The sequence below is a fragment of the Hyphomicrobium sp. MC1 genome (genome assembly GCF_000253295.1).
Taxonomy (GTDB): Bacteria; Pseudomonadota; Alphaproteobacteria; order Rhizobiales; family Hyphomicrobiaceae; genus Hyphomicrobium_B.
Genome location: NC_015717.1, coordinates 4,539,660 through 4,565,901 on the forward strand (window position 1 = coordinate 4,539,660; position 26,242 = coordinate 4,565,901).

The window sequence follows — 26,242 nt, forward strand, 5'->3', positions numbered from 1 at the left end:
ATGGATGATGCCAACCCAACGCTGGTGATCGTCGAAGACGATGCGTCTTTCGCCGCGACGCTCAAGCGTTCGTTCGAGCGGCGCGGGTACAAGGTTGATCACGCCGAAGGCCCCGAGCAACTTCACGACATCCTGCAGGTCCGCACGCCGGGCTTTGCCGTCGTCGATCTGAAGCTTGCTGGCGCTTCCGGTTTGACATGCGTCGAAGCCCTGCATGCGCATGATCCCTCGACCGTTATCGTCGTGCTAACGGGCTTTGCGAGCATCGCCACCGCGGTTGAAGCGATCAAGCTCGGCGCGCGGCATTACCTCGTGAAACCGTCGAGCACGGACGATATCGAGGATGCGTTCGAGCGCGCCCAAGGCGATCCCGGCGTTGCACTTACGGAACGCCCGACGTCGATCAAGACCGTCGAGTGGGAGCACATTCACCAGATCCTGGTTGAGACGAATTTCAATATTTCCGAGGCGGCGCGGAGGCTTGGCATGCACCGCCGGACGCTGGCGCGGAAGCTTGAAAAGCGGCGCGTAAAATAGCTGTCGCAGCGATCCTGTTCTGCTAGCTTAACATCAGCAAGCGGAGGGGTTTTGCATCATGCGCAGCGGTTCGATTTTTATTCATCAGTCGACGACGTTTGTCGGAGTGATGGGATTAACGCTGCTTATCGCTGTCGGCTTTGCAGAAACGAAAGAAGCGCATCGGACGCCGCCGTGCGATGTCGATTGTGTGAGCCGGGACGCCGGTTATGCCTGGGGCAAGGAACTCGGCATCGACGATCCCTCGGAATGCGGAGGAAATTCCGCGGACTTCATTGCGGGCTGTCAGGCCTATGCGACGAAGCATGAAGATCCGATGGCACTCCCGGCGGACGACGCACAGAGCGATCAGCAATCCGATGACGAACAGGATCAGGCCGACGGCATGAGGGTTGACGATAACGTCAATGTGCTCACCGGGCCGAGTGCCGATCCGGACTCCAATCTTCCGCTGCCTAGCGAAGTGCCGAGCCAGGACTGAAGCGAGGCTTCATAGCAGGCGTTAGTTCTGCGGGATTTGCGGGCCGGAGACGGGAGCCTGGGGTGCGGGATGCGGCTTGTCGGGAAATGGCCAGCCCGGCCAGTAGAGCCGCACAAGGACGACGAGTACGAAAATATAGATGGCGAGCAGCCACGCGCGGCGCGAGGTCAGATCATGCTTGGGTTTCGGCTCGGGCGTGTTGTCGGAGGTCATGCTGGTTTCGCCCTGATCCACCCTGTTCGAGCTGGTGGTCCGTCTAGCTCGTGAAAATCGACTGTAAAAAACTTAAGGAATTATCCTACACCCTCTACACTCCTATCTCTCACCTTATCCACATTGCGAGTTCTCCTTCGAATTCCGCAACTCGTTGAATGTTGGCGTGACCGATAGCGATGCCGATGGAAGTCAACTCCAAGTGGCACAGGTATGTCTCGTCCCAAAGAGATTGAAGCTGGGAGGCCTCTGGAAAACACTCTTGAAGCTTGTCCAGTATTTGCTGGTTGTTCATGGCCTTAGATTTCGCGACAGCCCATAACTTGTCCGCTGAAGGCTTTGGGAACCCAATTTTGTTGCAGTGCTCGAATAATTCCTGCTCATTTCGTACCCCTACTTGAAATTTATCATTGTCGTGCATGCTATGGATTATTAATTGAGAGGAGTAAGATTTTAAGTCTGGAGCGAATATTGTCTCTAGCTCCGCCAAATCGCAGCCTCGCATAAAAAATCCGATATAGTTGCTTCGCAAAATATCAATGAATTTGGCTTGGCCAATGCTGACGTGGCCGCAGGATTGAGCGTTTAGATAATTTGCAACGCTCTCTTCCCTTGTTATATCTCCCATTAAAGGCGAAGTGCACTCTTTTAGCTTTCCCGCAAACTCAACAAAATTCTTCGCTCCGAGTCGCGTGTACCTAATCAAGAAAACGATGGAGAGGACAGCAAACTCCTCTTTTGTGAGGACAGCGGTTTTATTAATTGCCTCGTTGAGAGAGAGCGTTACGCGTGTTCTGTCGTCTCGTTGGCATCGGCTTTCAATAAGATCTAAAAGTATCTCCTTGACATTGGAGGCGCCACTTCTCGCATAGGCGTGGGCGGCTTCTCCGAGGACGTATTGGAAATCGGGAGTTTTTAGGGCGGATGCAGCCGCATCCGGATGTTTCGCCAGTCTCTCGAAAATGCCTTGTGATAGGTCTTCCATCAAAGCTCGTGCCTCCTCCTTCGCTAGAGCCCTGAACATTGGAGTAAAGGACGCGAGTATTTTTTCTATTTCTTCGACGGTTAAGGCCTCATTCTTGATGATCGTAATATTGCCTTGGGCCTGAGCCGCAATACTATCGTTTCCAACTTCCTGATTTTGCTTTGTCATTATTGATCTCAACATTGCTGTCGCGGCCAGATTGAACGGCTGTCGAATTATTGCCTACAGTTTGGTTTTGGCTAGAGCTACGGATGCGCTTAACCACTGGGATTCCGACCAGTGCAATGACGGCAGCAATAGCTGCAATAATACCGGCCCACTCCGATGCTTCTGTAAGGGTCATCTCAAAGTCTCCGCGGTGCAGTCGAGTTGATAAAGCGAGTCGGTAGTATGCCGATAATTGTAGCGTAATTTTTTGGGGGTCACTCCCTATGCCGTAGCCCTGCCCCGGCCCCCCTTGTGGGGGTGTTGTGCATGCCCTGTGAATTTTAAAGTGCTAGGTTGTATAGTGGGTGCCATTCTTCTTTCTGTCTCTCGGCCTGTGCCGCCTTAGCTCCGTTGGGTAGTCCGGAGCTAAGCGTAGGACGAGGAGCCCGAAGGTCGACGGGAGCGCGAACACCGCAAAGATGCTTGGAAGGTGCTTGGAATTGGGGGAAGCGCGGCGAAATCAACGGTGCCAGGAAGAGCTAGCCTGTTGATTTGGAAATGGTACCGCCTCCCAGAGTTGAACCGGGGACCTCTAGATCCACAATCTAGCGCTCTAACCAACTGAGCTAAGGCGGCACAAGCCGTTTTCCGGGTAAACTTTAGCGCGGTTGGCTGGCGCAGTGCATCTGCAAACGCCTCATCCGTCGCGCCGGAGATCCCCGATTGTCGAGCGGCCCGGAGGTACGCTCGGCGAGCGCTGGTTCCATCACAGGCTGGGGCGAGGGTCAAGGGCGACTTATCGCTCTTTGTGCGGTCCGCCCCGAATTTTCGGGGGGCCTACACGATTGAATATTAACTTTGCATGAACGCATGGAACTCGCTCCCCTGACGGGAGTATAGTGCGCTAGTGGGGAAACCGTAGGGACTGTTTTCGGGGGAAAACGGAAAATCATGACCCTTTGTCATTACAGCTCGGAAGAGCTCGATGAGCTTCAGCAATTGCTGAAAAGCATCATCGACGAAGCACACCAGATGTCGCTCAATATTCCAGATGAGGACATTATCGAGAAACTCTACGACCTGGCCGATCGCGGCGAACGCGACCCGGAGAAGCTCCGCGAGGCCATTCTGACCAAGGCTGCGTAAACCGACGAGGTTGGTGCGCGCCTAGATTGTCATTCTGCGTTTTCGTTCAATCGGTTGATGTGATTCCACCCGCGGTGCAGCGAGACGATCGTGCCCGTCCCGCGGTTGGCAGTGGAAAATCGTGCGTTTCGCCATTCTAGGTGTCCGCAAATCACGTACGTTGACGTGGTGCGTTGCGAATAAGCCTTTGGAACGGGCGAACTTTCACGATGGCTGTCGCGGCTAAACCCGTACTCCCGAATGGCCGTGACGATGCAGCGCCGCTCGATGCCGAGCAGGACGCGCAACCCACTGTCGTCATCGACACTGAAGCTGCGGAAATTCTCGCCGCCAACGCGCGCGGGCGGTCTGCGCTCGGGCTTTTCCCTTATGCAACCTTTCCGATGGCGCTTGATCCGGCGATGCCTGCCGTCGCGCGCCTTCGGCAGATTGCGGCGGCAACGAACCTCGGCAAGGGGACGCCGGAGACCTTGCTGTTCTGGAACAGCGGCCGGCTGAAACGCGTGAAATGCAAGGTAGCGCAACGCGGCGGCAAGGGCTCGAAGGTTTTGCTGCTTCACATCGAGATGGTGGAGGCTCCGGACGATAGCTATCCGCCGTCCCGCCGTGCGGGCACTTCGGCCGGCGCGGTCGAAAAGCTGCCGGACACGCCGGCGAGTGCGCCGGTCGCGGCCCAGCCGGTGGCGGCGTCTATAGCCGCCGGGCTCGACGTCGATACCATCGCCAAGCTCGCGCACGAGCTCAAGACGCCGCTGACGGCGATCGCGGCGGCTGCCGAGATCATGCGCGACGAACGGCTCGGCGAGATGAAGAACCAGCGCTACTTGAGCTACGCTGCGGACATTCACGAAAGCGCAACGCACGCCCTCGACGTCATCACGTCGCTGCTTGCAGAACGCGCCAAGCCTGCGACGGCCGCGTCGCGTCTCATTGCAATCGATCTCAATGCCATCGTCGACCGCACGGTTTCGAGCGTGAAGGCGCTAGCGGAATCGTGTGGATTGAACCTTTCATTCGATTCCGATGGAAGTACCCCGCATGTCGTCGCCAATCCGACGGCGCTGCGGCAGATCCTGCTCAATCTGCTGACCAACGCGATCAAATTCACCCCGCAGGGCGGAGATGTCCGCGTCGCGACCGGACACCTGGACGATGGGCGCGTGTTTCTCACGGTTCGTGATACCGGCGGCGGAATGAGCGGCGTCGGTGTGGCGGCGGGATCGATATCGGCCAGCGAATTGAAGCCCGCGTGGGCTCGCAGCAACGGCATCGGACTGCCGCTCGTCGAATCGCTGGTGCGCGACATGGGGGCGGAGATCGAGATCGACAGCGCACCTCAGAAAGGGACGGCGGCGACGATCCTGTTCGGCGACTTCGCACGCCGTTTCAAGTGATCCGGTGAGGGCGTCGGAAGCACGCCATAGCTAGTTGAAAATTATAAAAATTCTAATGTGAGCGATGCGACTTAGTAAGTGTTGACCGAGTCGCTATCGTCGCGTTAGCTCAGATAACGATGTCATCGGCGACATCGCGCGTCAGTCACTCGTCAGTTGCTGGCGTCAACCGATACCGGGGCCTTGAACCTCGATTATTGGAGCGGACAATGGACTTTTTCTCCAGCGCTATTCATTGCGCACTTTCTCAATCATCAGCACTCGTTTCATCAGGTCTCGACTCCGGCGTCGTCGCCGCGCTCGTGAGCCTCTCGGCGGAGGGTTCGCACAATGGCTAATTCGGCATCCAATTCCTCTCTCGGACAATCGGCGCGTTCGGCGAAGGTCGTGCCCTTGCCGGCGCGTGCACCTGAGCGGCTGGTTGCCGTCGGCTTCCGCTGCTGGCTCGCCGGATTGTCGACCGGCGATATCAAATGCTGGGAAGACGCGTGGAACACGTTTTCGGGCATGCTCGGCCCGGACAATGCCAAGGCGCTGTTGCTCGACCTTTCGAAGTTCGTTCGCGCCGTCAAAGCCAACGCGCAGCGCGACATCGAGATTTCGCCGGCGGGCTGCCGCAGCTTCTGCCGCGACGAGTGCCTCGCGATCTCGATTATCGCTGCGTGTCAGCATGATGAGCGTCAGGCGCTGACGGCTGCGGCTGAAGCGCTGATCGGTTCGGGCGATATCGGCGATACGCTTAACGGTGCGCAGGCGCTGGCAGCGGCGTTGCGCAAGACCAACCAGATGCTCGATGCGGATTCGATCTGCCCTGCTACGTGCGGCCTTCGCGCGTCGCGCCGGCGGTTGATGTAAGCACAGCGGCCTACGCTTTAGCGAGATCGTTCTGAATGCGTTCGGCGGCCATTGCGCGCTCGCCGAGCGCCAAGTGCAGGCCTACCTTCGTGCGCCGCCAAAGAATATCGTCCGCGGTCACGGCCCATTCCTCCGATTTGAGATAGGCGATTTCGTGGGCTGTCAGACCGCCGCCTAAGTCTTCGCCAAGGTCTTGTTCCGATCGCGCTCCGGCGATGAGGTCTTGTGCGCGCGTGCCGTACCGGCGAGCGAGACGGCGAAGACGAGTTGGCGCAAAACCGCTGTTCGCTCGGACGAAGTCTGCCAACCACTGTTCGAACGATTGTCCACCAAGGTCGCCGCCCGGCAATGGCGTCGTCGCGGTCGTTCCGCGGGGCATGTTCGGGAAGTAGGGATGGAGCGCGCTAAGAGCGGCTTCGGCGAGCTTGCGATAGGTGGTGATCTTGCCGCCGATGACGTGAAGGATTGGCGGCGATTGCTTGGCTTCCAAGTCGAGCCGGTAATCGCGGCTGACGGCGGATGCGCTTTGCGCGCCATCGTCATCGAGCGGGCGCACGCCTGCGAAACTCCAGACGATGTCGCTATGTTTTGGAGCATTCCGAAAAAAGCGGCGCGCGACGTCGAGCAGATATGTTTCTTCAACGCGGGTCGGCGTGGCATGGCGTGGATCGCCCGACAGTTTTTCTTCCGTCGTGCCGATCAGCGTGAAATCATCTTCGAACGGTATTGCAAACACGACGCGGCCGTCTTCGTTTTGGAACGTGTAAGCGTCATCAGCACCGGTGATGCGCGGGACGACGATGTGACTGCCTTTGACGAGGCGAATGGCAATCGCGTTTGCCGGCGGTTGTGTCGTCGTCGCCAGCTTCGCGACATCAGCGACCCAAGGACCAGCCGCATTGACGATGGCGCGGGCAGCGCAGCGTTGGCCATCGCGTCCGAACGAAGCGATCCATAGATCATTTTCAGTTGTGAGCGCCGTGACGGCGGTGCGCGTCAGGATGCGGGCTCCGGCATTGCGGGCGGCGAGCGCATTCAGAACGACGAGGCGGGCATCGTCGACGGCGCAATCCCAATACGTGAAGCCAGACACGATCTCTGGCTGAAGCGGTTTGCCCGCAGGTTCGCGCCGCAGATCAATCGCGTGCGAGGCGCCGAGCGACTGGCGCGTGGCGAGGTGGTCGTAAAGGAAAAGTCCGGCGCGCATCATCAGAGCCGGTCGCATGCCTTCGACTTGCGGCAGCACGAAACGCAGCGGACGGACGATGTGCGGGGCTTTTGCCAGCAGGACTTCCCGTTCGGCGAGCGCTTCTCGGACAAGGCGAAATTCGAAGTGTTCGAGGTAGCGGAGGCCGCCGTGGATCAGCTTGGAGCTTGCTGACGACGTTGCGCCTGCCAGGTCTTCGGCTTCGGCCAACAGAACCGACAGGCCGCGTGACGCGGCGTCGGCGGCGATCCCGGCACCGTTGATGCCGCCGCCGATCACGAGCAAGTCGTAGACTTCATCGGTCATGCAAAACCCATGGGGAACCCGCTCCACGACGTTGGTCGTTGCGGGATTCTAGGCGACTCGCTCAGAAGCGCGAAGGATCAGCTTTCTGTCGGGCCGCCGGCTTTGCGGCTGCGGAACAGCAGGCTGAAGAGCAATCCGGCGATGAAGCCCGCGGGTACCGAAACCAGCGTGATGGCCGCCGGTTGCAGTCCGCCCCAGTTGGCAATGGTCGTGACATGGGCGACGAGCGTGGCGCGAGCGGCAGCTTGAGCTTCCGGTGTCGTCGCTGCAGCAAGTGCGGTTTGCAACTCTGTGAAACGGTCGGCAGCTTCGGGCATGGCGTTCGACAGGCCGCCGCTCAGGCTGAACAGTTCCACCGGCCAGACGTGGACGCCGAAAAGGTAGATGCCGGTGATGGCGATACCGACCAGCATCGCAGCGATGGCGCCGACCTTGTTCATGTGCCGCCAATGTAAGCCTAAAACGAGGGCGGGGAAGAGCCCTGCGGCGAGGATCGCAAATCCTTCAGCGGCGAGCAGGCCCGTGCTCATCGCCGCATAAAGTGCGCCGAGCGCACCTGCCACAAGCATTGTGCCGCCGACCGTCACGGCGCGGAAATCGAGGTTCACGAGATCGTTGGCGTCGCGGTTCGCGCGGATTTCGCCATCCGCAACGACGATGCCGGAGATGAGCGCGTTGCCCATAAGGATCGAGGCCAGCACGGCGCCGATCAGCAGTGGGTATTGTAGCCAAGGATCGAGGCCCGAGATCTTCGGTGCGGCGACGACGAAGCCGTCCGTCGTAAACGCAAGGTCTTGCAGCCGGACGAAGCCGCGCTGGCCCGAGGCCTTCTGGCAGGCCGCTGTCAGTTCGGTTGGCGCTTCGGAATTGCGGTCGCAGACCTTCACCCAGCCGAGCGCGCTGGCTTCTGCCAGCGATTGCGGAATGGCGGCAATCTCGATGCCCTTCGACATCGCCTGTTCGAAGCCGAGGCGGCTATAGATGGCGAGCGGCGGCAAGCTCGCGATGATGATGGCAACCGCGAAAAGTGCAGCGGCGGTGCGCTTTACGGCAGAGCCTGGTGCGACGGAGGATTGCGAGACGTGGCGGCCGAGAAGATGCGGCGCGACGACAATGCCGAACGCGACTGCCAGCAGCAGCCCGGCGAAGTTTTTCATCGACAGCTGCAGGAATGGCGACGCCATCGGCTTCAGCGATTGGAAGTCCGAGAGGCGATTGATGATCAGTTTCTGGCTGATGCTGGCATGACTTTGCAGGGCGGCCCCGAGCGTCAGATGCGGCATGGCCGAGCCGTCGGCGTAAAGCGCAAGGCCAATCAGCGTTGCGAGCAAGCCGCCGCAGATGATGATAAAGCCGATGCCGTTGATCTTCTTGCCGGGCAGCAGAGAGCCGGCCAACCAGATGGCGGTGATCGCGAGGGTAAGAACGAGGATCGCCTGCGGCAGCGGCAGGTTCGATAAGCTTTGAAAGGCCAGCGATCCGGCGCGGATATCGGCCGCCAGCAAAAGCACGCAGCCGACGAAGGCAATCAGGAATGCGAGGCGGCGCACGACATTGCTGCCGTAGCGGATGGCGAAAAAGCCGCTGATCGATTGTACCGGATAGAGCACGAAGCGCGGCGCGACGAGAATGGCGAGAAGCGCGATGCCGGCGACCATGCCAAGCGGCAGCGCCAAGCCGTCATATCCCATGGCCGCGATATAACCGGTGAAGCCCAACAGCGCGACTGCGCCGACGCATTCACCGGCAAAGACGAGCGCCGGGCCGATGCCTTCGCGCGCCGACGTGCCGCCCGCGCGCCAAGCGTAAAACGCGACGAGCGCAACGAGACCGATGATGGCGCCCTGGGCTGCGATCCAGAAGCCGAGCGGGAAGCCGGCGAAGTGGAAGAGATTGAGCGTCAGCGCGCACAGCGGCAGAGCGACGGCCAAGATCAGCCATAGCATCAAGCTTGCGAGCAAAAGGCGGCCCGACGGCCGGCTGGCGCCTGCGATATCCCCCAAACTCATTCTGAAAACCTCTTCCCATCCCCGCTTAGCATCGAACGCGCGCTATTGGCGTCAGAAAGGCGTTCCGATCAAGGCGGGGAACATTACCGATGAGAGCTTCTGAACTAAGATCAGAAAAATGCCGGTGGCGGCGGAATGATGGGCCAGAACGACCCTTGTTTTGTTCGTTCGAAGGCCGGAATTGAATTGGGGTGGCTCGACTGGCGAACCACCCCAATAGTTTCGTCCCTAGACTTGGACCTTTATTCGTTTTTATCCCTGCGACCGGTCCCAACCATCGCGGAGTGGGCGCACCATGTACCATTGTGTCTTCTGCGTCAAGTCACCGCGCGACATAAATAATTTCGATTTTGTGACTGCCTAATCGATGGTCAATTTTGTTGCCTCGGAGGGGTGCACCGCGCTCGGTTATTGGTCGATTATGGCAAAATAGCGGGAGGAAATGAGTGCCGCAGCAACAGGCGGGTTTCGCCTGCTCCCAGAGCGTGGAAATCGCCATCGTGAGGCGCCGTCGAGGGGGGGCGTCGAGCCTGTGCAACTTATGCCGCCCCTGGCTTCCTGGGACGTCCAGGAATGTCTGTCTGACCGGTATTCAGAGCCGTTTAACGCCCCGCACGCCAGGACGTGCTAAGCTCGGTTTTGATCGGCCAACAACGGGCCAGGAAATGGATTGAACGCTGTGGCATCGGCCAAACGCATTCTACTGATCATCGGCGGCGGGATCGCGGCCTACAAATGCCTGGAGCTGATCCGCCGGCTCAAGGAGCACGGCCACAGCGTCCGGGCGGTGATGACCAAGGCCGCGCATCACTTCGTGACGCCGCTATCGGTCGGAGCGCTGACGAATGAGCGCGTGCTGACGGATCTCTTTGATCTCGATGAGGAGCGCGAGATCGGCCACATCCGGCTGGCACGCGATAGTGATGTGATCGTCGTCGCGCCCGCAACAGCGGATCTGATGGCGCGGATGGCAGGTGGGCATGCGGACGACCTCGCGACGGCGGTGCTGCTGGCAGCCGACAAGCCGGTGCTGGTCGCGCCAGCGATGAACCCAGCGATGTGGCTCAATCTGGCGACGCGACGAAACGTGGCGCAACTCAAAGAAGACGGCATTCGCTTCGTCGGACCGGCTGTTGGCGAGATGGCGGAGAGCGGCGAAGCTGGCCCTGGCCGTCTCGTCGAGGTTCCGCAGCTCATTGAAGCCATCGAGAGTGTGCTTGAATCGCACACGGATACCGTTGGTCCGCTCGCAGGGCGGCACGTCGTTATTACAAGTGGGCCGACGCACGAGCCTATCGATCCGATCCGCTATCTGGCGAACCGGTCATCCGGCAAGCAGGGTTTTGAACTCGCGGCGGCCGCGCGCGAACTTGGCGCCCGCGTAACGCTGATTACCGGGCCCGTGTCCTTGCCTGAGCCGCGCGATGTCACGGTCGTGCGAATCAAGACGGCTGATGAAATGCTTGCGGCGGTGCGCGCGGCGCTTCCTGCCGATATCGCCGTGTTTGCAGCAGCCGTTGCCGATTGGCGTGTCGACCGGCCGCAAACGGAAAAGATCAAAAAGGCCGAAGGCAAAAGCGCGCCGATGCTGACGCTGTCGGAAAACCCCGACATTCTGAAAACGATTGCTCAATCCGGTCAGATGCGGCCATCGCTCGTCATTGGCTTTGCGGCCGAGACGCAGGACGTGCTGGCGCACGGGCAAAAAAAACTGAAGACAAAGCGTGCGGACTGGATCGTTGCAAATGATGTTTCGCCGTCGTCCGGCGTGATGGGAGGAGAGAACAATACCGTGCATGTGATAACGGCGAGCGGCGTCGAGAGTTGGCCGGAGATGAGCAAAGCCAAGGTGGCGCGAAAGCTCATGGAGCGTGCGGCCGGAGAGCTTCACAGCAAGCGGACGGCTGCAGAATGAAAGTGAAAATCAAGCGGCTGCCGCACGCCGACGGTCTTCCGCTTCCCGATTATCAAACACCCGACGCGGCCGGTTTCGATCTTGTGGCGGCGGTCGCTCCCGATACGACGGTAACGATCCTGCCGGGCGCACGCGTGCTCATTCCGACGGGATTGATCTTCGAGATTCCGAAGAAGATGGAAGCTCAGGTGAGACCGCGTTCCGGTCTTGCCATCAAGCATGGCGTGACGGTTCTCAATAGTCCCGGTACGATCGACGCCGACTATCGCGGCGAAGTCGCAGTCATTTTGATCAATCTCGGCAAAGAGCCGTTCGTCGTGACTAGGGGCGAGCGCATCGCGCAAATGGTTATCGCGCCCGTTGCCCGCGTAAAATTGCGTGAGGTCAAAAAGCTTTCGAAGACGAAAAGAGGTGCCGGCGGTTTCGGCTCGACGGGCGTAGGTGAGGCGGCATCCCAACCGAAGTCCCGCAAGGAGAAATCCGTTTCCGACGACGGGGAGGCGGCGCAAACAAAATCCGGCTCTCAAAAGCGGGGACGCTCGTCGTAAGCATAAAAAATGCAATGCTTATCGGCGCCTACGACTATGCATCGCCTCTTGAGAGCGGTGCTCGAACCTGCGAGAAACGACCCTACATTCAGATGTAGTCGGTGCAGACACGCGCCAACGCAACCCGAGACTTCTCAAACCGAGACAGGCCATGACAGAGACGCTTGAGATCAAGACACTGGACGCCACAAAGAGCTGGGGGCGCGGCCGCGTCTATGACAGCATCACCGAGACCATCGGTCATACGCCGCTCGTGCGTCTTTCGAAAATCCAAGAGGCTGCGAAGCTCAAGGCAGACATTCTGCTGAAGCTCGAATTTTTCAATCCGCTGTCGTCGGTCAAGGATCGTATTGGCGTGGCGATGATCGACGTGCTCGAAGCGGAAGGCCGCATCAAGCCGGGTAAGACCGTTCTGATCGAGCCGACATCGGGCAACACGGGTATAGGTCTCGCGTTCGTTGCAGCGGCGCGCGGATATCGCCTCATCCTCGTCATGCCAGAGACGATGTCGATCGAGCGCAGAAAAATTCTGGCGCATCTCGGCGCTGAGCTTGAATTGACGCCTGGACCGGGCGGCATGCCGGCGGCGGTCACGCGCGCGGAAGAGCTTGCGAAGACGCTGCCGGACGCGGTCATTCCGGGTCAATTCGATAACCCGGCGAACCCGCTCGTTCACGAAAAGACGACGGCGGAAGAAATCTACAACGACACCAACGGCAAGGTCGACGCGCTCGTGGTTGGCGTCGGCACAGGCGGCACGCTGACCGGTGTCGGTCGGGCGCTGAAGAAGCGCATTCCAGGCCTCAAGGTCATCGCCGTCGAGCCGTCGACGAGTGCGATACTGTCCGGGCAGCCGCGCGGTCCGCACAAGATCCAGGGCATCGGCGCCGGTTTCATTCCGAGCATTCTCGATAAAGGCCTGATCGATGAAGTCGTGACGGTGTCGAGCGAGACGGCATTCGATGTGTCGCGCATGGTCGCGAAGGTGGAAGGCATTCCGGGCGGCATCTCGACGGGTGCCAACGTTGCCGCCGCGATCACGGTTGCCGAGCGGCCGGAATTCGCAGGCAAAACGATCGTGACATTCGCGCCGTCGTCGGCGGAGCGGTATTATTCCAGCGAGCTGTTCGTCGATCCGCAGCCGCGGAGCTAAACGCGCAAGAGGTTCTTATGGCGACACTCACGTCCGAAGAGGTGCAGCGTTACAAGCGTCACCTTGTGCTGCGTGATGTCGGTGCGCCTGGACAGCAGAAGCTGAAGGGCGCGCGTGTTCTCGTTATTGGTGCCGGCGGACTTGGTTCGCCGGTCGTCACCTATCTTGCGGCGGCGGGTATCGGCACCATCGGCATCGTCGACGACGACACCGTTTCAATCGACAACCTGCAGCGTCAGATCGCGCATCGCACCGAGGACGCCGGGCGACTGAAAGTCGAGAGCGCACGCGATACGATGCTGCGTCTTAATCCACTCGTCACGGTCGAGACGCATGCGGAGCGCATGAATGCCGATAACGCGATTGCGCTGATTTCCAACTACGACATCATTGCTGACGGCTCGGACAACTTCGCGACACGCTACCTCGTGGCGGACGCGTGTTATTTCGCCAAGCGGCCACTCGTCTATGCGACGCTCGGATCGTTCGACGGTTATGTCTCGACGTTCAAGCCTTACGAGCGAAACGCCGAGGGAGAGCCATATCCGACACTGCGCTGTCTCTTTCCCGAGGCACCGCCGCAAGGGCTTGTCGCCAACTGCGAAGAGGTGGGCGTACTCGGTCCGGTTGCCGGCGTCGTCGGCACGCTGCAGGCGACGGAAGTGGTGAAGGAAATTCTTGGTCTCGGTGAAAGTCTGGCGGGGCGATTGCTGATCTATGACGCGCTCGCGGCGCGCTTCGAGGTCGTCGCCATCGCCTGGGATCCGGACAATCCGCTGTCAGGCAAGCAGCCGACGATTGTCGATCTGTCTTCGCACCGGGCGTCGCAGAATTCGGCCTGCGCCGCCGAGTGACCCCGTCTCCGTGCTGACCACTGTCGCGCGCAATTAAAGGCCCGTTCCTTCCAATCGTTTGCGTACCTGGCGTGGCTCGCGATAAAAGAGCCAGCGTCAATTGCGAGGTCGCAGCGTGTTACCTCTTCTGCAGAATCTTCTCTTTCTGATCATAGAACTGCTCAGGGTGCCATTCGATCTTGTCGTTGGCACGAAGCGGCGGATCTATGAGGTTTCGCGCTTCGTCGATGCGCCGAAGACAGTGGCGTGGAATGTCGTCTCGGCGCACAAGATCAAGCTCGAAGGGCCGCCGCCGATGGAGCTCGATACCGAGCCCGATCCAGCGCGTCCGGGCGTGTTTACGGGAACCTGTCAGTACAACGACAAGCGGCTCAAATTCGCTTACCAGATCCTGGCGGAGACACCGGGCGAAGCGATGACGTTGCGTCTGCTGACGGATGAATGCGATCCGATCTATCGGGTCGGCGACGATTACATCGGCGCTGTTGCCGTTGCGGGCGACGACCGGCAATCGGTCATCACGGAATGTTGCGAGCTGACGCACACCAAGATTTCGACGCGGCTGTTAATGCCGCTGACAGTCTTGCGCAGTCTCTACAGCCTGAAGCGAACTGCGGAGGCTCGCGCGGGACGGCGCGGGCGCAATTTTGGCGATCAACTGACGAGCGCGGTTATTACCGGGGCGCTGACGTTTGCGAGCTTCTCAGCGCTTTTCGATATGTCGACCGCCGTGATTTTGCTGCTCGTGGTGTTACTGCATGAGCTTGGGCATGTGCTGGCAATGCGCTGGGTCGACATTCCCGTACGCGGAATTTATTTCATTCCGTTTTTCGGTGGTGTGGCGGTCGGCGAGGGTTTCGGCAAAAGCGAAGCGGTGCGTGGTTTCGTGGCGCTGATGGGACCGGCGGGCAGCATGCTGACGACGGGGCTTTTCCTCTGGCTGTCGTTGCAAAACGACGATCCGTTTCTTGCAGACCTCGTGTTGCTGAGTGCGGTGGTGAACGGCTTGAACCTGCTGCCGATCCTGCCTCTCGACGGCGGCCGGATATTGCAGGCGTTGACGTCGCGCCTGTCGCCGCGTGGGGCACGTTCGATCCATGGCGCACTGCTGCTTGTCGGTGTCGGACTCGCCGCCTGGTTCGGCGACTACCTTTTGATGGCGCTCATTCTGCTGATTGCGCCTGGCATTTTATCGAAGCAGACGTATGCACTCAACCAGGTGATGCCACTGACACGCCGGGAGATGGCGTGGCTCGTCTGCGGCTACGGCGCGACATTGCTTTTCTATATCGGCGTGGCGGAGCGCATCTGGACTACGGCGCTCGTCGCGGGCGGTTCTTGAGGCCGCCCGCGCGAGAGAGATTGCGTCAGAGCATCGCCGGATGGACGCGGTCGGGCGGCGCGTGGCCGTCGGAGTAGGCCTTGATGTTGATGATCACCTTTTCACCCATGTCGATGCGGCCCTCGATCGTGGCCGAACTCATATGCGGAAGCGCGACGACGCGGTTCGATGCGAGCAGGCGTGGATTGACGGCCGGTTCGTGCTCGAACACGTCGAGACCGGCGCCGGCGATGGCGCCCGATTCCAGCAGGCGGACCAACTCGTTTTCATCCACGACTTCGCCGCGCGCGGTGTTCACGAGATAAGCCGATGGTTTCATCAACTTCAGACGGCGCGCCGAAAGCAGATGGTACGTCGCTGGCGTGTGAGGGCAATTGATCGAGATGATGTCCATTCGCGTCAGCATCTGATCGAGGCTTTCCCAATACGTGGCCTCGAGTTCTTCCTCGACCTCTTCCATGACACGGCGGCGGTTGTGATAGTGGATCTGCAAGCCGAACGCCTTGGCTCGGCGGGCGACCGCCTGACCAATGCGGCCCATGCCGATGATGCCGAGGCGCTTGCCGTAAATGCGGTGTCCGAGCATCCAGGTCGGCGACCAGCCCGTCCACGTCGTTGCGGGATCGCGCATGTAGGCGGCGCCTTCCGCGAGACGGCGCGGAACCGCGAGGATCAGCGCCATCGTCATGTCGGCGGTGTCTTCGGTCAGTACGCCTGGGGTATTGGTGACAAGGATGCCGCGGTTACGCGCAGTATCGAGATCGACGTTATCGACGCCAGTGCCGAAGTTCGCGATCAGGCGCAGCCGCGGTCCGGCCTGGGTCAGGACCGAGCGGTCGATGCGGTCGGTGACGGTCGGAACGAGGACGTCGGCGGTCTTCACGGCTTCTACGAGCTGAGCGTGGCTCATCGGCTTGTCGTCGACATTCAAACGCGTGTCGAACAGCTCGCACATCCGCGTCTCGACGACATCGGGGAGTTTCCGCGTAACAACAACAACAGGTTTCTTGGGGGACGTCGGCATTCGTTTCCCATGGCTTGAAAAATGCGGCTTTGGACGAGATGACTGGGCCGCTTGAGAAAGTGCGGCCCCGTGTCTATCAGATGGCCTTTGCTAAGACAAAGTCCTGAAATCAAATAGCAGACGCCCCACTGCCGGGCATGCATCGATCCATGCTCGAACGCGGGGGCTACGAGCTATTCCAAATGACTGAATTCGCCATCACAAATCCCAAGCGCGGACGAATTCCGCTTGCGGTCTCGCGGGTTAGGCTTGCCGTTGCGGCCATATCCGTGGCGATTGCGGCAATGTCGGCCGTCGTACCGGCAAAGGCCGACGATTCGCCGCCTGTGACCGGCAGCGGCCTGCCGGTTCCGCGTTTCGTCAGTTTGAAATCGGATCGCGTAAACCTCAGGAACGGCCCAGGGACGGACTATCCCACTGGCTGGGTCTATCGCCGGGCCGGGCTGCCGGTCGAAGTGATCAAGGAATTCGAGACGTGGCGCGAAGTTCGCGATTCGGACGGGGTCACGGGCTGGGTGCTGCAGTCGCTGCTGTCGGGCCGGAGAACCGGGCTCGTGCTGCCTTGGGAGCGAAAATCCGGATCGTCGCCGCTGGTGCCGATCATGGCCAGCGACAGCTCACGGTCGGGCGTCGTCGCCAAGGTGGAAGCCGGCGTAATCGCCGATTTGCATTCCTGCGACGGCCGCTGGTGCCGCGTGACCGTCGATCAGTACAGCGGCTACATAGAGCAGAAGAAGCTCTGGGGCGTCTACGAGGGCGAGACCTTCAAATAAAGGACGCGCTGATGCAAAAGCCCAAGCGCCGCCAGCGCTGTTGGGCTTTGCCGACTATTCGCCGCGGTTAGATTTTCGCGAGGCGCACGACGACGTCGACGTGCGTGATCTTCATGCCTTCGGGCGGCTCGGGCAGGCCTTCGACTGAAATCGCGTCGCCGGCGATATCCATCAGCTCGCCGTTGGGTTCGAGCAGGAAATGATTGTGGTTGGAGGTGTTGGTGTCGAAGTAGGCCTTCGACCCCTCGATTGCCAACTCGCGCAGGAGACCCGCGCGCTTGAACTGGTGCAGGGTATTATACACGGTCGCGAGCGAGACGTGCTCTCCGAGACCTGCAACCTCGGCATGAAGCTGCTCTGCCGTCACGTGACGGTCACCGCCCTCGAACAGCAAACGGCCGAGCGTCATGCGCTGGCGCGTTGGCCGCAGACCCGCCTTTCGGAGGAGGTCGGAGGTGTTTGCCGGCATCCCGGTTTCCATATCGAGCGGAGATTTCTCGGACATTTCCGTTTGCAGAACCGTGTTGGCGTCACCACGTTCGATCGCAAGAATCGCCCGTGATGCAACGTGCTTCGAAGATCTGAGTATAGTCACTTGCCGGAAAACCCGCAACTTGCGGTCAAAACGGCTTTGAGGCGGGGATTTGGCCTGTTACACGCACCGGCTGGTCATGCTAGGCGCTCGGCCAAGCGTGTGTTAGGACCCGCTGATCTTGAACGGCCGGAGCATATTGTGCACGTACACGACACTATCGGCCATGAAACGAGGGGATACATGGCAGAACGCCGTTCTAGTTACGAATTCGATGATCTGCTCGCTTGCGGCCGTGGGGAGCTGTTCGGGCCGGGAAATGCCCAATTGCCGCTGCCGCCGATGCTGATGGTCGACCGGATCGCGTCGATTTCGGAGACGGGCGGCGCACACGGCAAGGGTCAGATCGTTGCCGAACTCAAAGTCGCCGGAAACGAGCGCCTGGATTGGTTATTTGCCTGCCACTTCAAGGGCGATCCGGTCATGCCCGGCTGTCTCGGTCTCGATGCGCTGTGGCAATTGACCGGATTTTTTCTGGGCTGGCTCGGACTTACGGGGCAGGGCCGGGCGTCAGGCGTCGGCGAGGTGAAATTCACGCGCGAAGTGACGCCGGACGTGAAGCAGCTTGAATATATCATAGACATCAAGCGGGTTATTGCTCGAAAGCTGAAGCTCGCCGAGGCTGACGGGGTCCTGAAAGCCGACGGCGAAGTGATATACACAGCCAAGGACTTGAGGGTCCTACTCAAGTCGAGCGAAGGCCCTTAAGCGTGGCCCTAGGGCCCGGTTGCCAGGGTGGGCGGCAGCAGGAACCGCAGGAGTGAAGGAGCGCATGCGGCGCGTAGTTGTGACTGGGATGGGTGTTGTGTCCTCGATTGGGAACAACACTCAGGAAGTTCTTGCTTCGCTGAGAGAGGCGAAGTCCGGCATTTCTCGCGCCGAGAAATACGCTGAGCTTGGCTTCAAGTGTCAGGTCCATGGCGCGCCCCATATCGACTGGGAAAGCATGGTGCCGCGCAAGCCGAAGCGTTTCATGGGCGCGGGCGTCGGCTGGAACTGGATCGCGATGGATCAGGCCATTCGCGATGCGGGCCTTGAGCCGTCGGATGTGGTGAATGAGCGCACGGGCGTCATTCTGGGCTCGGGCGGACCTTCTACGAAGGCCATCGTCGAGGCGGCGGAGACGACGCTCCGGACCGGCAGTCCGAAGAAGATCGGCCCGTTCGAGGTGCCTAAAGGCATGTGCTCGGGGCCGTCGGCCGCGCTTGCGACCGCTTTCCAGATCAAGGGCGTTAACTATTCGATCGCGTCGGCCTGCGCGACCAGCTCGCACTGCATCGGCAATGCTGCCGAAATGATCCAGTGGGGCAAGCAGGACATCATGTTCGCAGGCGGCTGCGAGGAACTCGATTGGACGCTGTCGGACCTATTCGACGCCATGGGTGCGATGTCGACGGGCTTCAACGCCACGCCGGAGCGGGCCAGCCGGCCGTTCGACAAGAACAGGGACGGCTTCGTGATCGCGGGCGGCGCGGGCGTCGTGGTGCTTGAAGAGCTGGAACGGGCCAAGGCTCGCGGAGCCAAGATTTACGGCGAACTCAAGGGCTACGCCGCGACATCCGACGGCTATGACATGGTCGCACCGTCCGGCGAAGGTGCGGAGCGCTGCATGCGCCTCGCCATGAAAGGGTTCGACGGTAAGGGCTTGCCCACGATCGATTATATTAATCCGCACGGAACCGGCACACCGGTCGGCGACGCCAAGGAAATCGACGCCATCCGGGCCGTCTTCGGCGATAAAATCCCGCCTATCTCGGCTACCAAATCGTTAACAGGGCACTCGCTCGGCGCTATTGGTGTGCAAGAGGCGATTTTCTCACTGCTGATGATGAACAATGGCTTCATCGCCGAAAGTGCAAATATCGACGAGCTTGACCCGGCGTTCGCTGATGTGCCAATCGCTCGCAGTCGTATCGACAACGCCAGCCTTAACTGTGTGATGTCGAACAGCTTCGGTTTTGGCGGCACCAATGCCACTCTCATTTTCTGCCGGCATGATGCCTGATTAACCGATGCTTTCCTGGTCGCCGCTAGGACTGCTCAGCGGCGAACGGTTGAGAGCGATGAGAGTATATAAGCGTGGTTCAGGCTGGTTTGACGTACGCGGGCGTACCTTTGGTGACAAAACGAGGCTTCCTATGACCGACATCGATATCGCTAAGCCCGGCCCGATCATGGCCGGCAAGCGTGGCCTCATCATGGGTGTTGCCAACGACCGTTCGATCGCGTGGGGCATTGCCCGCGTCCTTCACGGTCAAGGCGCCGAGCTGGCATTCACCTATCAAGGTGGCGCATTCGGGCGCCGCGCTGTGCCGCTGGCGCAGTCGATCGGCTCGAAGATCATCGAGGAATGCAACGTTCTCGATCTCGAAAGCGTCGATCGCGTTTTCAATCGCATCAAGGACGAGTGGGGCAGCATCGACTTTGTCGTGCACGCGCTGGCCTATTCCGATCCCAAAGAGCTTGCTGGCCGCTACGCCGACACGACGCGCGAAAACTTCATCAACTCGATGGTGATCTCGTGCTTCTCGTTCACTGAGATCGCGAAGCGCGCTTCGGCGCTGATGCCGAACGGTGGCTCGCTGATCACGCTGTCTTATGGCGGTGCGACGCGCTGGGTGCCGTCTTACAACGTCATGGGCGTCGCGAAAGCCGCGCTTGAGGCTTCGGTGCGCTATCTCGCAGCGGATTTCGGACCGCAGGGCGTTCGCGTCAATGCGCTCTCGGCCGGTCCGATGCGCACGCTCTCGGGCGCTGGCGTTTCGGATGCGCGCGTGATCTTCAATTTCCAGCGCGATAACTCGCCTCTGCAGCGCACGCCGACGCTCGATGAAGTGGCGGGTTCGGCGCTTTATCTGCTGTCGCCGCTGTCGGGCGCCGTGACGGGCGAAGTTCACTTCGTCGATTGCGGCTATAACACCGTGTCGATGCCGTCGCTGCAGAGCCTGAAAGAACAGGACGCTGAGGCCAAGCCCGCCAGCGCATCGCCGTCGGCTGCGGCGGAGTAAAATCCGCACGTCTGGCATCGGGCGATCGTCGGCCCGGTTGACGTTCACAATTCGCCGTCGCAAACACTCCGGCCATGATCGGGGTGTTTGATTCAGGGCTGGGTGGACTGACGGTGCTTCGCGCGCTCGTTGCGCGTTTCGACACGGTCGATTTCGTCTATCTCGCCGATCACGCCCACGTCCCCTATGGCAATCAGGCGTCGGAAGCCATCGTCGGCTATACGCGCGACTGTGTCGAAGAGCTGTTTGCGCGCGGCGCCAAGCTCGCGCTTCTGGGCTGCAACACGGCGACGGCGGTGGCGCTTCGACGATTGCAGCAGGAGTGGCTACCGGACAGTCGCTGGGCAGGCGGACACAATGTGCTCGGCATCGTCGCGCCGACAGTCGAAGGCGCAACACAGACGCCGTGGGCGGTGACGTCGCCGCAATATCCGCAGAAGTACAACACCGACACGATTGCCGTTTTCGGCACGACGCGGACGATCACGTCGGGCGTCTATCCGGAAGAGATCCGCAAGCGCTGTCCGAAGGTCACGGTCGTGCAGCAGATCTGCTCGGAGCTTGCGGGCGCCATCGAGCAGAAACGGCCGGAAGCGGAGCTTGATGCGCTCGTTCGCGAGGGCGTCGAGGCGATGCTTGCCAGCAACGGCAACATGCCGCCGCATCGCGCTATTCTCGGCTGCACGCATTTCCCGCTCGTTGAGCATCTGTTCCGGAAATATCTGCCGCCGTTTACGCGCATTCTTTCCCAGCCTGAAGTCGTGGCCGACAGTTTCGAGGATTATCTGGCGCGGCGGTCGAATTACCTCAACGGCGATGAACGGGGAAAGCTCACGCTGTTGACAACAGGTGACCCTCAGGACGTCAGCGAGAAAGCCCGGGTTTTCTGGCCCGACGTCCCTGCCTTCGCCAAGGCCTGAAGCGTCCGTGCAACGCTGCGACATTTTCGCGGGTTATTTGTCATTGATCCGTTGGCGGAATAGTTCCCCGCTGGTAGACGTCATGGTGTCTACAACTCCGGCGGGGTGCCGAAGGCATAGGGGAGAGGGATAGGCCCGATGACAACAAAGTTTCCGTTCGCTGCCATGGTGATCGCTGCGGGGCTGATGTTTGCAAGCGGACCAAGCATCGCGAATACGAGCGTAGCCGTCGGCAGCCTGAAGGCCGTGGCTGCTGCTCAGGGGGCTACGGTTCAAAAAGTGGGCTACTGGAATCGCTGCCGATGGGGCATCGGCGGCTATCACAAGTGGGTGCCGGGCGTCGGCCGTGTGCAGTGCACTGCGCGCAAATGCTGGCGCAATAGCTGGGGTATTCGCCGCTGCCGCTGGTATTGATCCGGCGCAGTTGTCATCCCGGACGAGGTGTCGCGAGCGGGAGCTCGATACAGCGGGGAAGTGGCTTCTCCTCCGAGTTCTAGGCCCGCAAGCGGCATCACCTAGGATGGCCGTTCGAGAGATCAGGCGGGGTAAAAAAAGCCGCCGGACTGCGGGTTCCGGCGGCTTTCGTCATTTCAGCAATGAGGCGAGGGCTTAGCCGCGCTCACGGCGCGGACCGCGACCGCCACGGCCACCTTCGCGGCGCGGCGGACGGCTCTCGAAGACTTCTTCCGGCTCGCCTTCAGCGCGCGGGATTTCCTGGCCGGTCGCCTGATCGACGATCTTCATCGACAGACGCGTCTTGCCGCGATCGTCGAAGCCAAGAAGCTTCACGTAGACTTCCTGGCCTTCCTTCACGACTTCGCCGACCGTCTCGGGACGGCCCTGCGCGAGCTGCGAGATGTGGACCAGGCCGTCCTTCGCGCCGAAGAAGTTCACGAACGCGCCGAACTCCATGACCTTCACGACCTTGCCCTTGTAGATGTGGCCGACCTCGGGTTCGGAAGTGATGCCGCGGATGCGGTCGAGGGCTTTCTCGATCGATTCACGGTTGGCGGAAGCGATTTTCACGGTGCCATCGTCTTCGATGTCGATCTTAGCGCCCGATTCCGCGACGATTTCACGGATGACCGAACCGCCCGAGCCGATGACTTCGCGGATCTTGTCGACTGGGATCTTGATCGTCTCGATGCGCGGGGCGAACTCACCGAGTTCGGAACGCGCACCCGTGATCGCCTTCGACATTTCGCCGAGGATGTGGATACGGCCCTCATGCGCCTGCTCGAGAGCGACGCGCATGATTTCCTCAGTGATGCCGGTGATCTTGATGTCCATCTGCAGTGACGTAACACCCTTATCGGTGCCGGCCACCTTGAAGTCCATGTCGCCGAGGTGATCTTCGTCGCCAAGGATGTCGGAGAGGACGACGAAGTCATCGCCTTCCTTGATCAGGCCCATCGCGATACCAGCCACCGGAGACTTCAGCGGCACGCCGGCGTCCATCAGCGCGAGAGACGAACCGCAGACCGTCGCCATCGACGAGGAGCCGTTCGACTCGGTGATTTCGGAGACGACGCGGAGCGTATAGGGGAACTCTTCCTGGCTCGGCAGCATCGGGTGGATGGCGCGCCAAGCGAGCTTGCCGTGGCCGATTTCGCGGCGGCCCGGAGAACCCATGCGGCCGACTTCGCCGACCGAGTAGGGCGGGAAGTTATAGTGAAGCAGGAAGCGCTCTTTCTTCGTGCCTTCGAGGCTGTCGATGAATTGCTCGTCTTCCCCCGTGCCGAGGGTTGCGACGACGAGCGCCTGCGTCTCACCGCGCGTGAAGAGCGCCGAACCGTGCGTGCGCGGCAGAACGTGGACTTCCGAGAGGATCGGACGAACCGTCTTGAGATCGCGGCCGTCGATGCGCCGCTTCGTCTTCAGGACGTCACCACGCATGATGTCCATTTCGAGCGACTTGAACGCGTCCCCGAGCAGGACTTTCTCGTTCGGGTCGTCAGCCGGAATGGCGATGCCTTCGGTGATCGCCTTCTTGGCTTCCGAAACGAGGTCCTGACGCTTGCCCTTTTCCTTGGTGGAGAAGGCTTCCTTCAGCTTCGCTTCGGCGATCTTCTTGACGTCGGCGGCGTATTTCGCCTTGTCGGCGATCTTGATATCCCACGGCTCTTTAGCGGCTTTTTCGGCGAGCTTGATGATCGCCTGGATGACCGGCTGCATGTGCTTGTGGCCGAACATGACGGCTTCGAGCATCTGGGATTCCGGAAGTTCCTTGGCTTCCGATTCAACCATCATCACGGCGTCGGTCGTGCCGGCGACGACGAGGTCGAGAGCGGTTTCCGCCATCTCGTCGATCATCGGGTTCAGCACGAACTCGCCGCCGATGAGGCCGACGCGCGCAGCGCCGATCGGGCCGAGGAACGGCAAGCCCGAGAGCGTCAGCGCAGCGGAGGCTGCAACCATGCCCAGAATATCGGGATCGTTTTCGAGGTCGTGCGACATGACCGTCACGACGACCTGGGTTTCGTTCTTGAAGCCGTCGACGAAGAGTGGACGGATCGGACGGTCGATCAGGCGGGAAACCAGCGTTTCCTTTTCGCTCGGACGGCCTTCGCGCTTGAAGTAGCCGCCAGGGATCTTGCCGGCTGCGTAGGTGCGTTCCTGATAGTTCACGGTCAGCGGGAAGAAGTCGATGCCGGGCTTGGCGGAACGGGCGCCGACGACGGTTGCGAGCACCGTGGTGTCGCCATATTGCGCCATGACGGCGGCGTCTGCCTGGCGGGCGTAATGGCCAGTTTCAAGCTTCAGCTTGCGGCCACCCCAGTCGATTTCGACGCGATGGATGTCAAACATGTTTGATCTTTCGTTTTCGCTTTTTCTGTTCGGTCGGTCAGCTCAAACGGCCTCATGCCGGGAGAGCGCGTATCGCGCCGGCACCGATCGAGGCGCCGACGTTCTTCTTGTTCAGTAGATCGCGTGACTGGCCATCGGGGCCCGTCCTGTCTTGGACGCTCTTGCGAGCGCGCAATTAGCGGCGGATGCCGTTTTTCTCGATGATCTTCTGATAGCGGGCGTTGTCCTTGGCCTTGACGTAGTCAAGGAGCTGGCGGCGCTGGCTGACCATCTTGAGCAGGCCACGGCGCGAATGGTTGTCTTTCTTGTGCGCCTTGAAGTGCTCGGTCAGCTCGTTGATGCGATGCGTCAGGACGGCGATCTGGACTTCCGGCGAGCCGGTGTCGTTGGACTTCGTGGCATTGTCTTTGATGACAGCCGTCTTGGCCTCACGGCGGTGAGGTGCGATCTGCGACATCGAATGCTCCTTTCGAAATTGGGAGTTTGAGATCAGCGGCCACGGCCGGGATGTCGTCCAGCGGGGTCGCAAACGAAAGCCGCGCGGGAACGAGGCCCGCGCGGGTGCGCTACTTATACACGAACCTCAGCCAAAGGCGAGGCGGATTTCGTGGGAAATTTCGTGATTTTTTTCAAGGAATTAACGAAAATTAGCCGAGATTGAAGACCCGTGTCGGGTGCAGCGCGCCCTTGGCAAGCTCGCCGAGCGCGATCAGGCGACCCTTCGAGGTCGCGTAGGCGGGGCCGGTCATGATCGGCGCGTCACGGCCGCGAATGATGACTGTTTGGCCGCGCGCGAGCGTGGCGGCGTCGCTTTGAGAGACGAGCAGCTCGGGGAGATCGGCGAGGGCCGCCTCAACGGGCAGCAGCAACTTGGCGATCTCTCCCGGATCTTCCGACTGCGCGGCCGCGAGGAGCGTGTCCATGCTGATGGCGCGAGCTTCGTCGAAGGGGCCGACTTCGGTACGCCGGAGCGCGATGACGTGGCCATAGCAGCCCATCAGTCGTCCGAGATCACGGGCCAGGGCGCGGACATAGGTGCCCTTGCCGCAGCGGGCTTCGAATACGCTTGTTGCGTCATCCGGCATGTCGACGAGCTTCAGGCTCTCGATCACGACCGGGCGCGGTTCAAGGACGACCGTTTCGCCGTCGCGCGCCAGATCGTAGGCGCGATTGCCATCAATCTTGATCGCCGAATAGGCGGGCGGCACCTGCATGATCTCGCCGTGAAAGCGCGGCAGCAGAGCTTCGATCTCCGCGCGCTCGGGGCGCTTGTCGCTCGTTTTCGAGACGGCGCCTTCGGTATCGTCTGTCTCAGTTTCAGCGCCCCAACGCACGGTGAAGCGATAGGCTTTTTCGCCATCGACTGCGAACGATACAGTTTTCGTGGCTTCGCCGAGCGCGATCGGGAGGATGCCTGTTGCGAGCGGATCGAGCGTGCCGGAGTGTCCGGCCTTTTGCGCGTTGAAGGCGCGGCGAACCGCACCAACAGCCTGCGTCGAGGTCATGTTGATCGGCTTGTCGAGAATGAGCCAGCCGTGAACGGCGTTGCCTTTTTTGCGTCGTGCCATGTTCGTTATTTCTTGATGTCGCGCTGAACGCGCTCGCTATCGAGAAGGCGGTCAATGCGGGTTGCTTCTTCGAAGGTTTCGTCCTCGCGAAAGCGAAGGTCGGGCGCATAACGGAGGTTCAGCGTATGCGCGACTTCGGCGCGGATGTATTTTTTGTTCCGCGTGAGGGCTTCGATGACAGGCTTCACGTCGTTGCCGCCGAGCGGCATGACGTAGACGGTTGCGAGCTTCAGGTCCGGCGAGAGACGCACTTCCGGAATGGTGATGACGTGAGAAGCCAGCACGTCGTCGTGGATTTCTCCGCGAGAGAGCAGTTCGGAAAGCTTGTGACGGATCAGTTCGCCGACGCGCAACATGCGCTGCGACGGGCCTTTGGCGCCCGATGGGGCTGGTTTCTTTGCCATTTGTTATCCGCCGCGGGATGGGACCGCGCGCGGCCTCTTGATAGAAATAGGTT

27 protein-coding genes and 1 tRNA gene are annotated in these 26,242 nt (G+C 60.5%); 16 read left to right on the top strand and 12 right to left on the bottom strand.

Features of this window, described 5'->3' with window-relative positions:
* Positions 1–537, top strand: a complete 537-nt coding sequence (locus HYPMC_RS21890) for a response regulator transcription factor (RefSeq protein ID WP_013950333.1) — start codon at positions 1–3, stop codon at positions 535–537.
* Between the two features lie 58 nt (positions 538–595).
* Entirely contained in the window at positions 596–1,018 is a 423-nt protein-coding gene (locus HYPMC_RS21895; protein WP_013950334.1) for a hypothetical protein, read from the top strand.
* A gap of 21 nt (positions 1,019–1,039) precedes the next feature.
* On the opposite strand, the gene HYPMC_RS21900 is transcribed toward HYPMC_RS21895, so the two are convergent.
* From HYPMC_RS21900 to HYPMC_RS21910, 4 genes are all read right to left on the bottom strand, one after another.
* Complete coding sequence (locus HYPMC_RS21900) at positions 1,040–1,231, bottom strand: hypothetical protein (protein ID WP_024275031.1); 192 nt, start codon at positions 1,229–1,231, stop codon at positions 1,040–1,042.
* Between the two features lie 109 nt (positions 1,232–1,340).
* The gene (locus HYPMC_RS21905; RefSeq protein ID WP_013950336.1) at positions 1,341–2,384 is read right to left on the bottom strand and encodes an LPO_1073/Vpar_1526 family protein; all 1,044 of its coding nucleotides are present in this window, start codon (positions 2,382–2,384) and stop codon (positions 1,341–1,343) included.
* A complete protein-coding gene (locus tag HYPMC_RS24425) occupies positions 2,350–2,559 on the bottom strand; it encodes a hypothetical protein (RefSeq protein WP_013950337.1) in 210 nt (69 codons plus the stop codon). The genes HYPMC_RS21905 and HYPMC_RS24425 overlap by 35 nt, the downstream gene beginning before the upstream one ends.
* Before the next feature lie 363 nt (positions 2,560–2,922).
* Positions 2,923–2,999 (bottom strand) — tRNA-His (locus HYPMC_RS21910).
* Between the two features lie 315 nt (positions 3,000–3,314).
* Here HYPMC_RS21910 and HYPMC_RS21915 point away from each other — a divergent pair.
* The 3 genes from HYPMC_RS21915 to HYPMC_RS21925 all read left to right on the top strand — a co-directional run bounded on the left by HYPMC_RS21915 (position 3,315) and on the right by HYPMC_RS21925 (position 5,758).
* Positions 3,315–3,509: a hypothetical protein gene (locus tag HYPMC_RS21915; protein WP_013950339.1), complete on the top strand. Its 195-nt coding sequence runs from the start codon at positions 3,315–3,317 to the stop codon at positions 3,507–3,509.
* 209 nt (positions 3,510–3,718) lie between these two features.
* A complete protein-coding gene (locus HYPMC_RS21920; RefSeq protein ID WP_013950340.1) occupies positions 3,719–4,903 on the top strand; it encodes a HAMP domain-containing sensor histidine kinase in 1,185 nt (394 codons plus the stop codon).
* A gap of 330 nt (positions 4,904–5,233) precedes the next feature.
* Entirely contained in the window at positions 5,234–5,758 is a 525-nt protein-coding gene (locus tag HYPMC_RS21925; RefSeq protein ID WP_013950341.1) for a hypothetical protein, read from the top strand.
* 10 nt (positions 5,759–5,768) lie between these two features.
* Here the strand turns inward: HYPMC_RS21925 and glpD are convergent, their stop codons facing one another.
* Together glpD and HYPMC_RS21935 are read right to left on the bottom strand one after the other, a co-directional pair.
* Positions 5,769–7,271 (bottom strand): glycerol-3-phosphate dehydrogenase, encoded by a 1,503-nt coding sequence (gene glpD / locus HYPMC_RS21930; protein ID WP_013950342.1) that lies wholly within the window; start codon positions 7,269–7,271, stop codon positions 5,769–5,771.
* A 77-nt stretch (positions 7,272–7,348) separates the two neighbouring features.
* Positions 7,349–9,280, bottom strand: coding sequence for a sodium/substrate symporter small subunit (locus tag HYPMC_RS21935; protein ID WP_013950343.1), 1,932 nt, complete (start codon positions 9,278–9,280; stop codon positions 7,349–7,351).
* A gap of 679 nt (positions 9,281–9,959) precedes the next feature.
* On the opposite strand from HYPMC_RS21935, the gene coaBC reads away from it, so the two are divergent.
* The 5 genes from coaBC (at position 9,960) to HYPMC_RS21960 (ending at position 15,092) form a co-directional block, all read left to right on the top strand.
* Positions 9,960–11,195 (top strand): bifunctional phosphopantothenoylcysteine decarboxylase/phosphopantothenate--cysteine ligase CoaBC, encoded by a 1,236-nt coding sequence (coaBC, locus tag HYPMC_RS21940; RefSeq protein WP_041301184.1) that lies wholly within the window; start codon positions 9,960–9,962, stop codon positions 11,193–11,195.
* Entirely contained in the window at positions 11,192–11,743 is a 552-nt protein-coding gene (gene dut / locus HYPMC_RS21945) for a dUTP diphosphatase (RefSeq protein ID WP_013950345.1), read from the top strand. The genes coaBC and dut overlap by 4 nt, the downstream gene beginning before the upstream one ends.
* A 151-nt stretch (positions 11,744–11,894) precedes the next feature.
* Complete coding sequence (gene cysK / locus HYPMC_RS21950; RefSeq protein ID WP_013950346.1) at positions 11,895–12,896, top strand: cysteine synthase A; 1,002 nt, start codon at positions 11,895–11,897, stop codon at positions 12,894–12,896.
* 17 nt (positions 12,897–12,913) lie between these two features.
* The gene (locus HYPMC_RS21955) at positions 12,914–13,750 is read left to right on the top strand and encodes a molybdopterin-synthase adenylyltransferase MoeB (protein ID WP_013950347.1); all 837 of its coding nucleotides are present in this window, start codon (positions 12,914–12,916) and stop codon (positions 13,748–13,750) included.
* A 115-nt stretch (positions 13,751–13,865) separates the two neighbouring features.
* Positions 13,866–15,092 (top strand): metalloprotease, encoded by a 1,227-nt coding sequence (locus HYPMC_RS21960; RefSeq protein WP_013950348.1) that lies wholly within the window; start codon positions 13,866–13,868, stop codon positions 15,090–15,092.
* Between the two features lie 25 nt (positions 15,093–15,117).
* Here HYPMC_RS21960 and HYPMC_RS21965 read toward each other — a convergent pair whose 3' ends face one another.
* Positions 15,118–16,116, bottom strand: coding sequence for a D-glycerate dehydrogenase (locus HYPMC_RS21965; RefSeq protein ID WP_013950349.1), 999 nt, complete (start codon positions 16,114–16,116; stop codon positions 15,118–15,120).
* A gap of 182 nt (positions 16,117–16,298) precedes the next feature.
* Between HYPMC_RS21965 and HYPMC_RS21970 the strand changes: the two genes are divergently transcribed.
* Positions 16,299–16,889, top strand: a complete 591-nt coding sequence (locus HYPMC_RS21970; protein ID WP_155831100.1) for an SH3 domain-containing protein — start codon at positions 16,299–16,301, stop codon at positions 16,887–16,889.
* 67 nt (positions 16,890–16,956) lie between these two features.
* Here HYPMC_RS21970 and irrA read toward each other — a convergent pair whose 3' ends face one another.
* On the bottom strand, positions 16,957–17,358 hold the full coding sequence (gene irrA / locus HYPMC_RS21975) for an iron response transcriptional regulator IrrA (protein ID WP_013950351.1): 402 nt from the start codon (positions 17,356–17,358) through the stop codon (positions 16,957–16,959).
* A 306-nt stretch (positions 17,359–17,664) separates the two neighbouring features.
* Here irrA and fabA point away from each other — a divergent pair, with 306 nt between their 5' ends.
* From fabA to HYPMC_RS22000, 5 genes are all read left to right on the top strand, one after another.
* On the top strand, positions 17,665–18,189 hold the full coding sequence (fabA, locus tag HYPMC_RS21980; protein WP_013950352.1) for a bifunctional 3-hydroxydecanoyl-ACP dehydratase/trans-2-decenoyl-ACP isomerase: 525 nt from the start codon (positions 17,665–17,667) through the stop codon (positions 18,187–18,189).
* Between the two features lie 64 nt (positions 18,190–18,253).
* The gene (fabB, locus tag HYPMC_RS21985; RefSeq protein ID WP_013950353.1) at positions 18,254–19,486 is read left to right on the top strand and encodes a beta-ketoacyl-ACP synthase I; all 1,233 of its coding nucleotides are present in this window, start codon (positions 18,254–18,256) and stop codon (positions 19,484–19,486) included.
* Positions 19,487–19,619: 133 nt separating this feature from the next.
* Positions 19,620–20,489, top strand: coding sequence for an enoyl-ACP reductase FabI (gene fabI / locus HYPMC_RS21990; protein ID WP_013950354.1), 870 nt, complete (start codon positions 19,620–19,622; stop codon positions 20,487–20,489).
* Positions 20,490–20,563: 74 nt separating this feature from the next.
* Positions 20,564–21,409 carry a glutamate racemase gene (locus HYPMC_RS21995; RefSeq protein WP_013950355.1) on the top strand — a complete coding sequence of 282 codons (846 nt, stop codon included), beginning with the start codon at positions 20,564–20,566 and terminating at the stop codon, positions 21,407–21,409.
* A 138-nt stretch (positions 21,410–21,547) separates the two neighbouring features.
* Positions 21,548–21,823, top strand: a complete 276-nt coding sequence (locus HYPMC_RS22000; RefSeq protein WP_013950356.1) for a hypothetical protein — start codon at positions 21,548–21,550, stop codon at positions 21,821–21,823.
* 195 nt (positions 21,824–22,018) lie between these two features.
* Here HYPMC_RS22000 and pnp read toward each other — a convergent pair whose 3' ends face one another.
* The 4 genes from pnp to rbfA all read right to left on the bottom strand — a co-directional run bounded on the left by pnp (position 22,019) and on the right by rbfA (position 26,189).
* Positions 22,019–24,217, bottom strand: coding sequence for a polyribonucleotide nucleotidyltransferase (gene pnp / locus HYPMC_RS22005; RefSeq protein WP_013950357.1), 2,199 nt, complete (start codon positions 24,215–24,217; stop codon positions 22,019–22,021).
* A 175-nt stretch (positions 24,218–24,392) separates the two neighbouring features.
* Positions 24,393–24,746, bottom strand: a complete 354-nt coding sequence (gene rpsO, locus HYPMC_RS22010) for a 30S ribosomal protein S15 (RefSeq protein WP_371199544.1) — start codon at positions 24,744–24,746, stop codon at positions 24,393–24,395.
* Positions 24,747–24,864: 118 nt separating this feature from the next.
* The gene (gene truB, locus HYPMC_RS22015) at positions 24,865–25,785 is read right to left on the bottom strand and encodes a tRNA pseudouridine(55) synthase TruB (RefSeq protein WP_013950360.1); all 921 of its coding nucleotides are present in this window, start codon (positions 25,783–25,785) and stop codon (positions 24,865–24,867) included.
* Between the two features lie 5 nt (positions 25,786–25,790).
* Positions 25,791–26,189 carry a 30S ribosome-binding factor RbfA gene (gene rbfA, locus HYPMC_RS22020; RefSeq protein WP_013950361.1) on the bottom strand — a complete coding sequence of 133 codons (399 nt, stop codon included), beginning with the start codon at positions 26,187–26,189 and terminating at the stop codon, positions 25,791–25,793.
* Between the last annotated feature and the right edge of the window lie 53 nt (positions 26,190–26,242).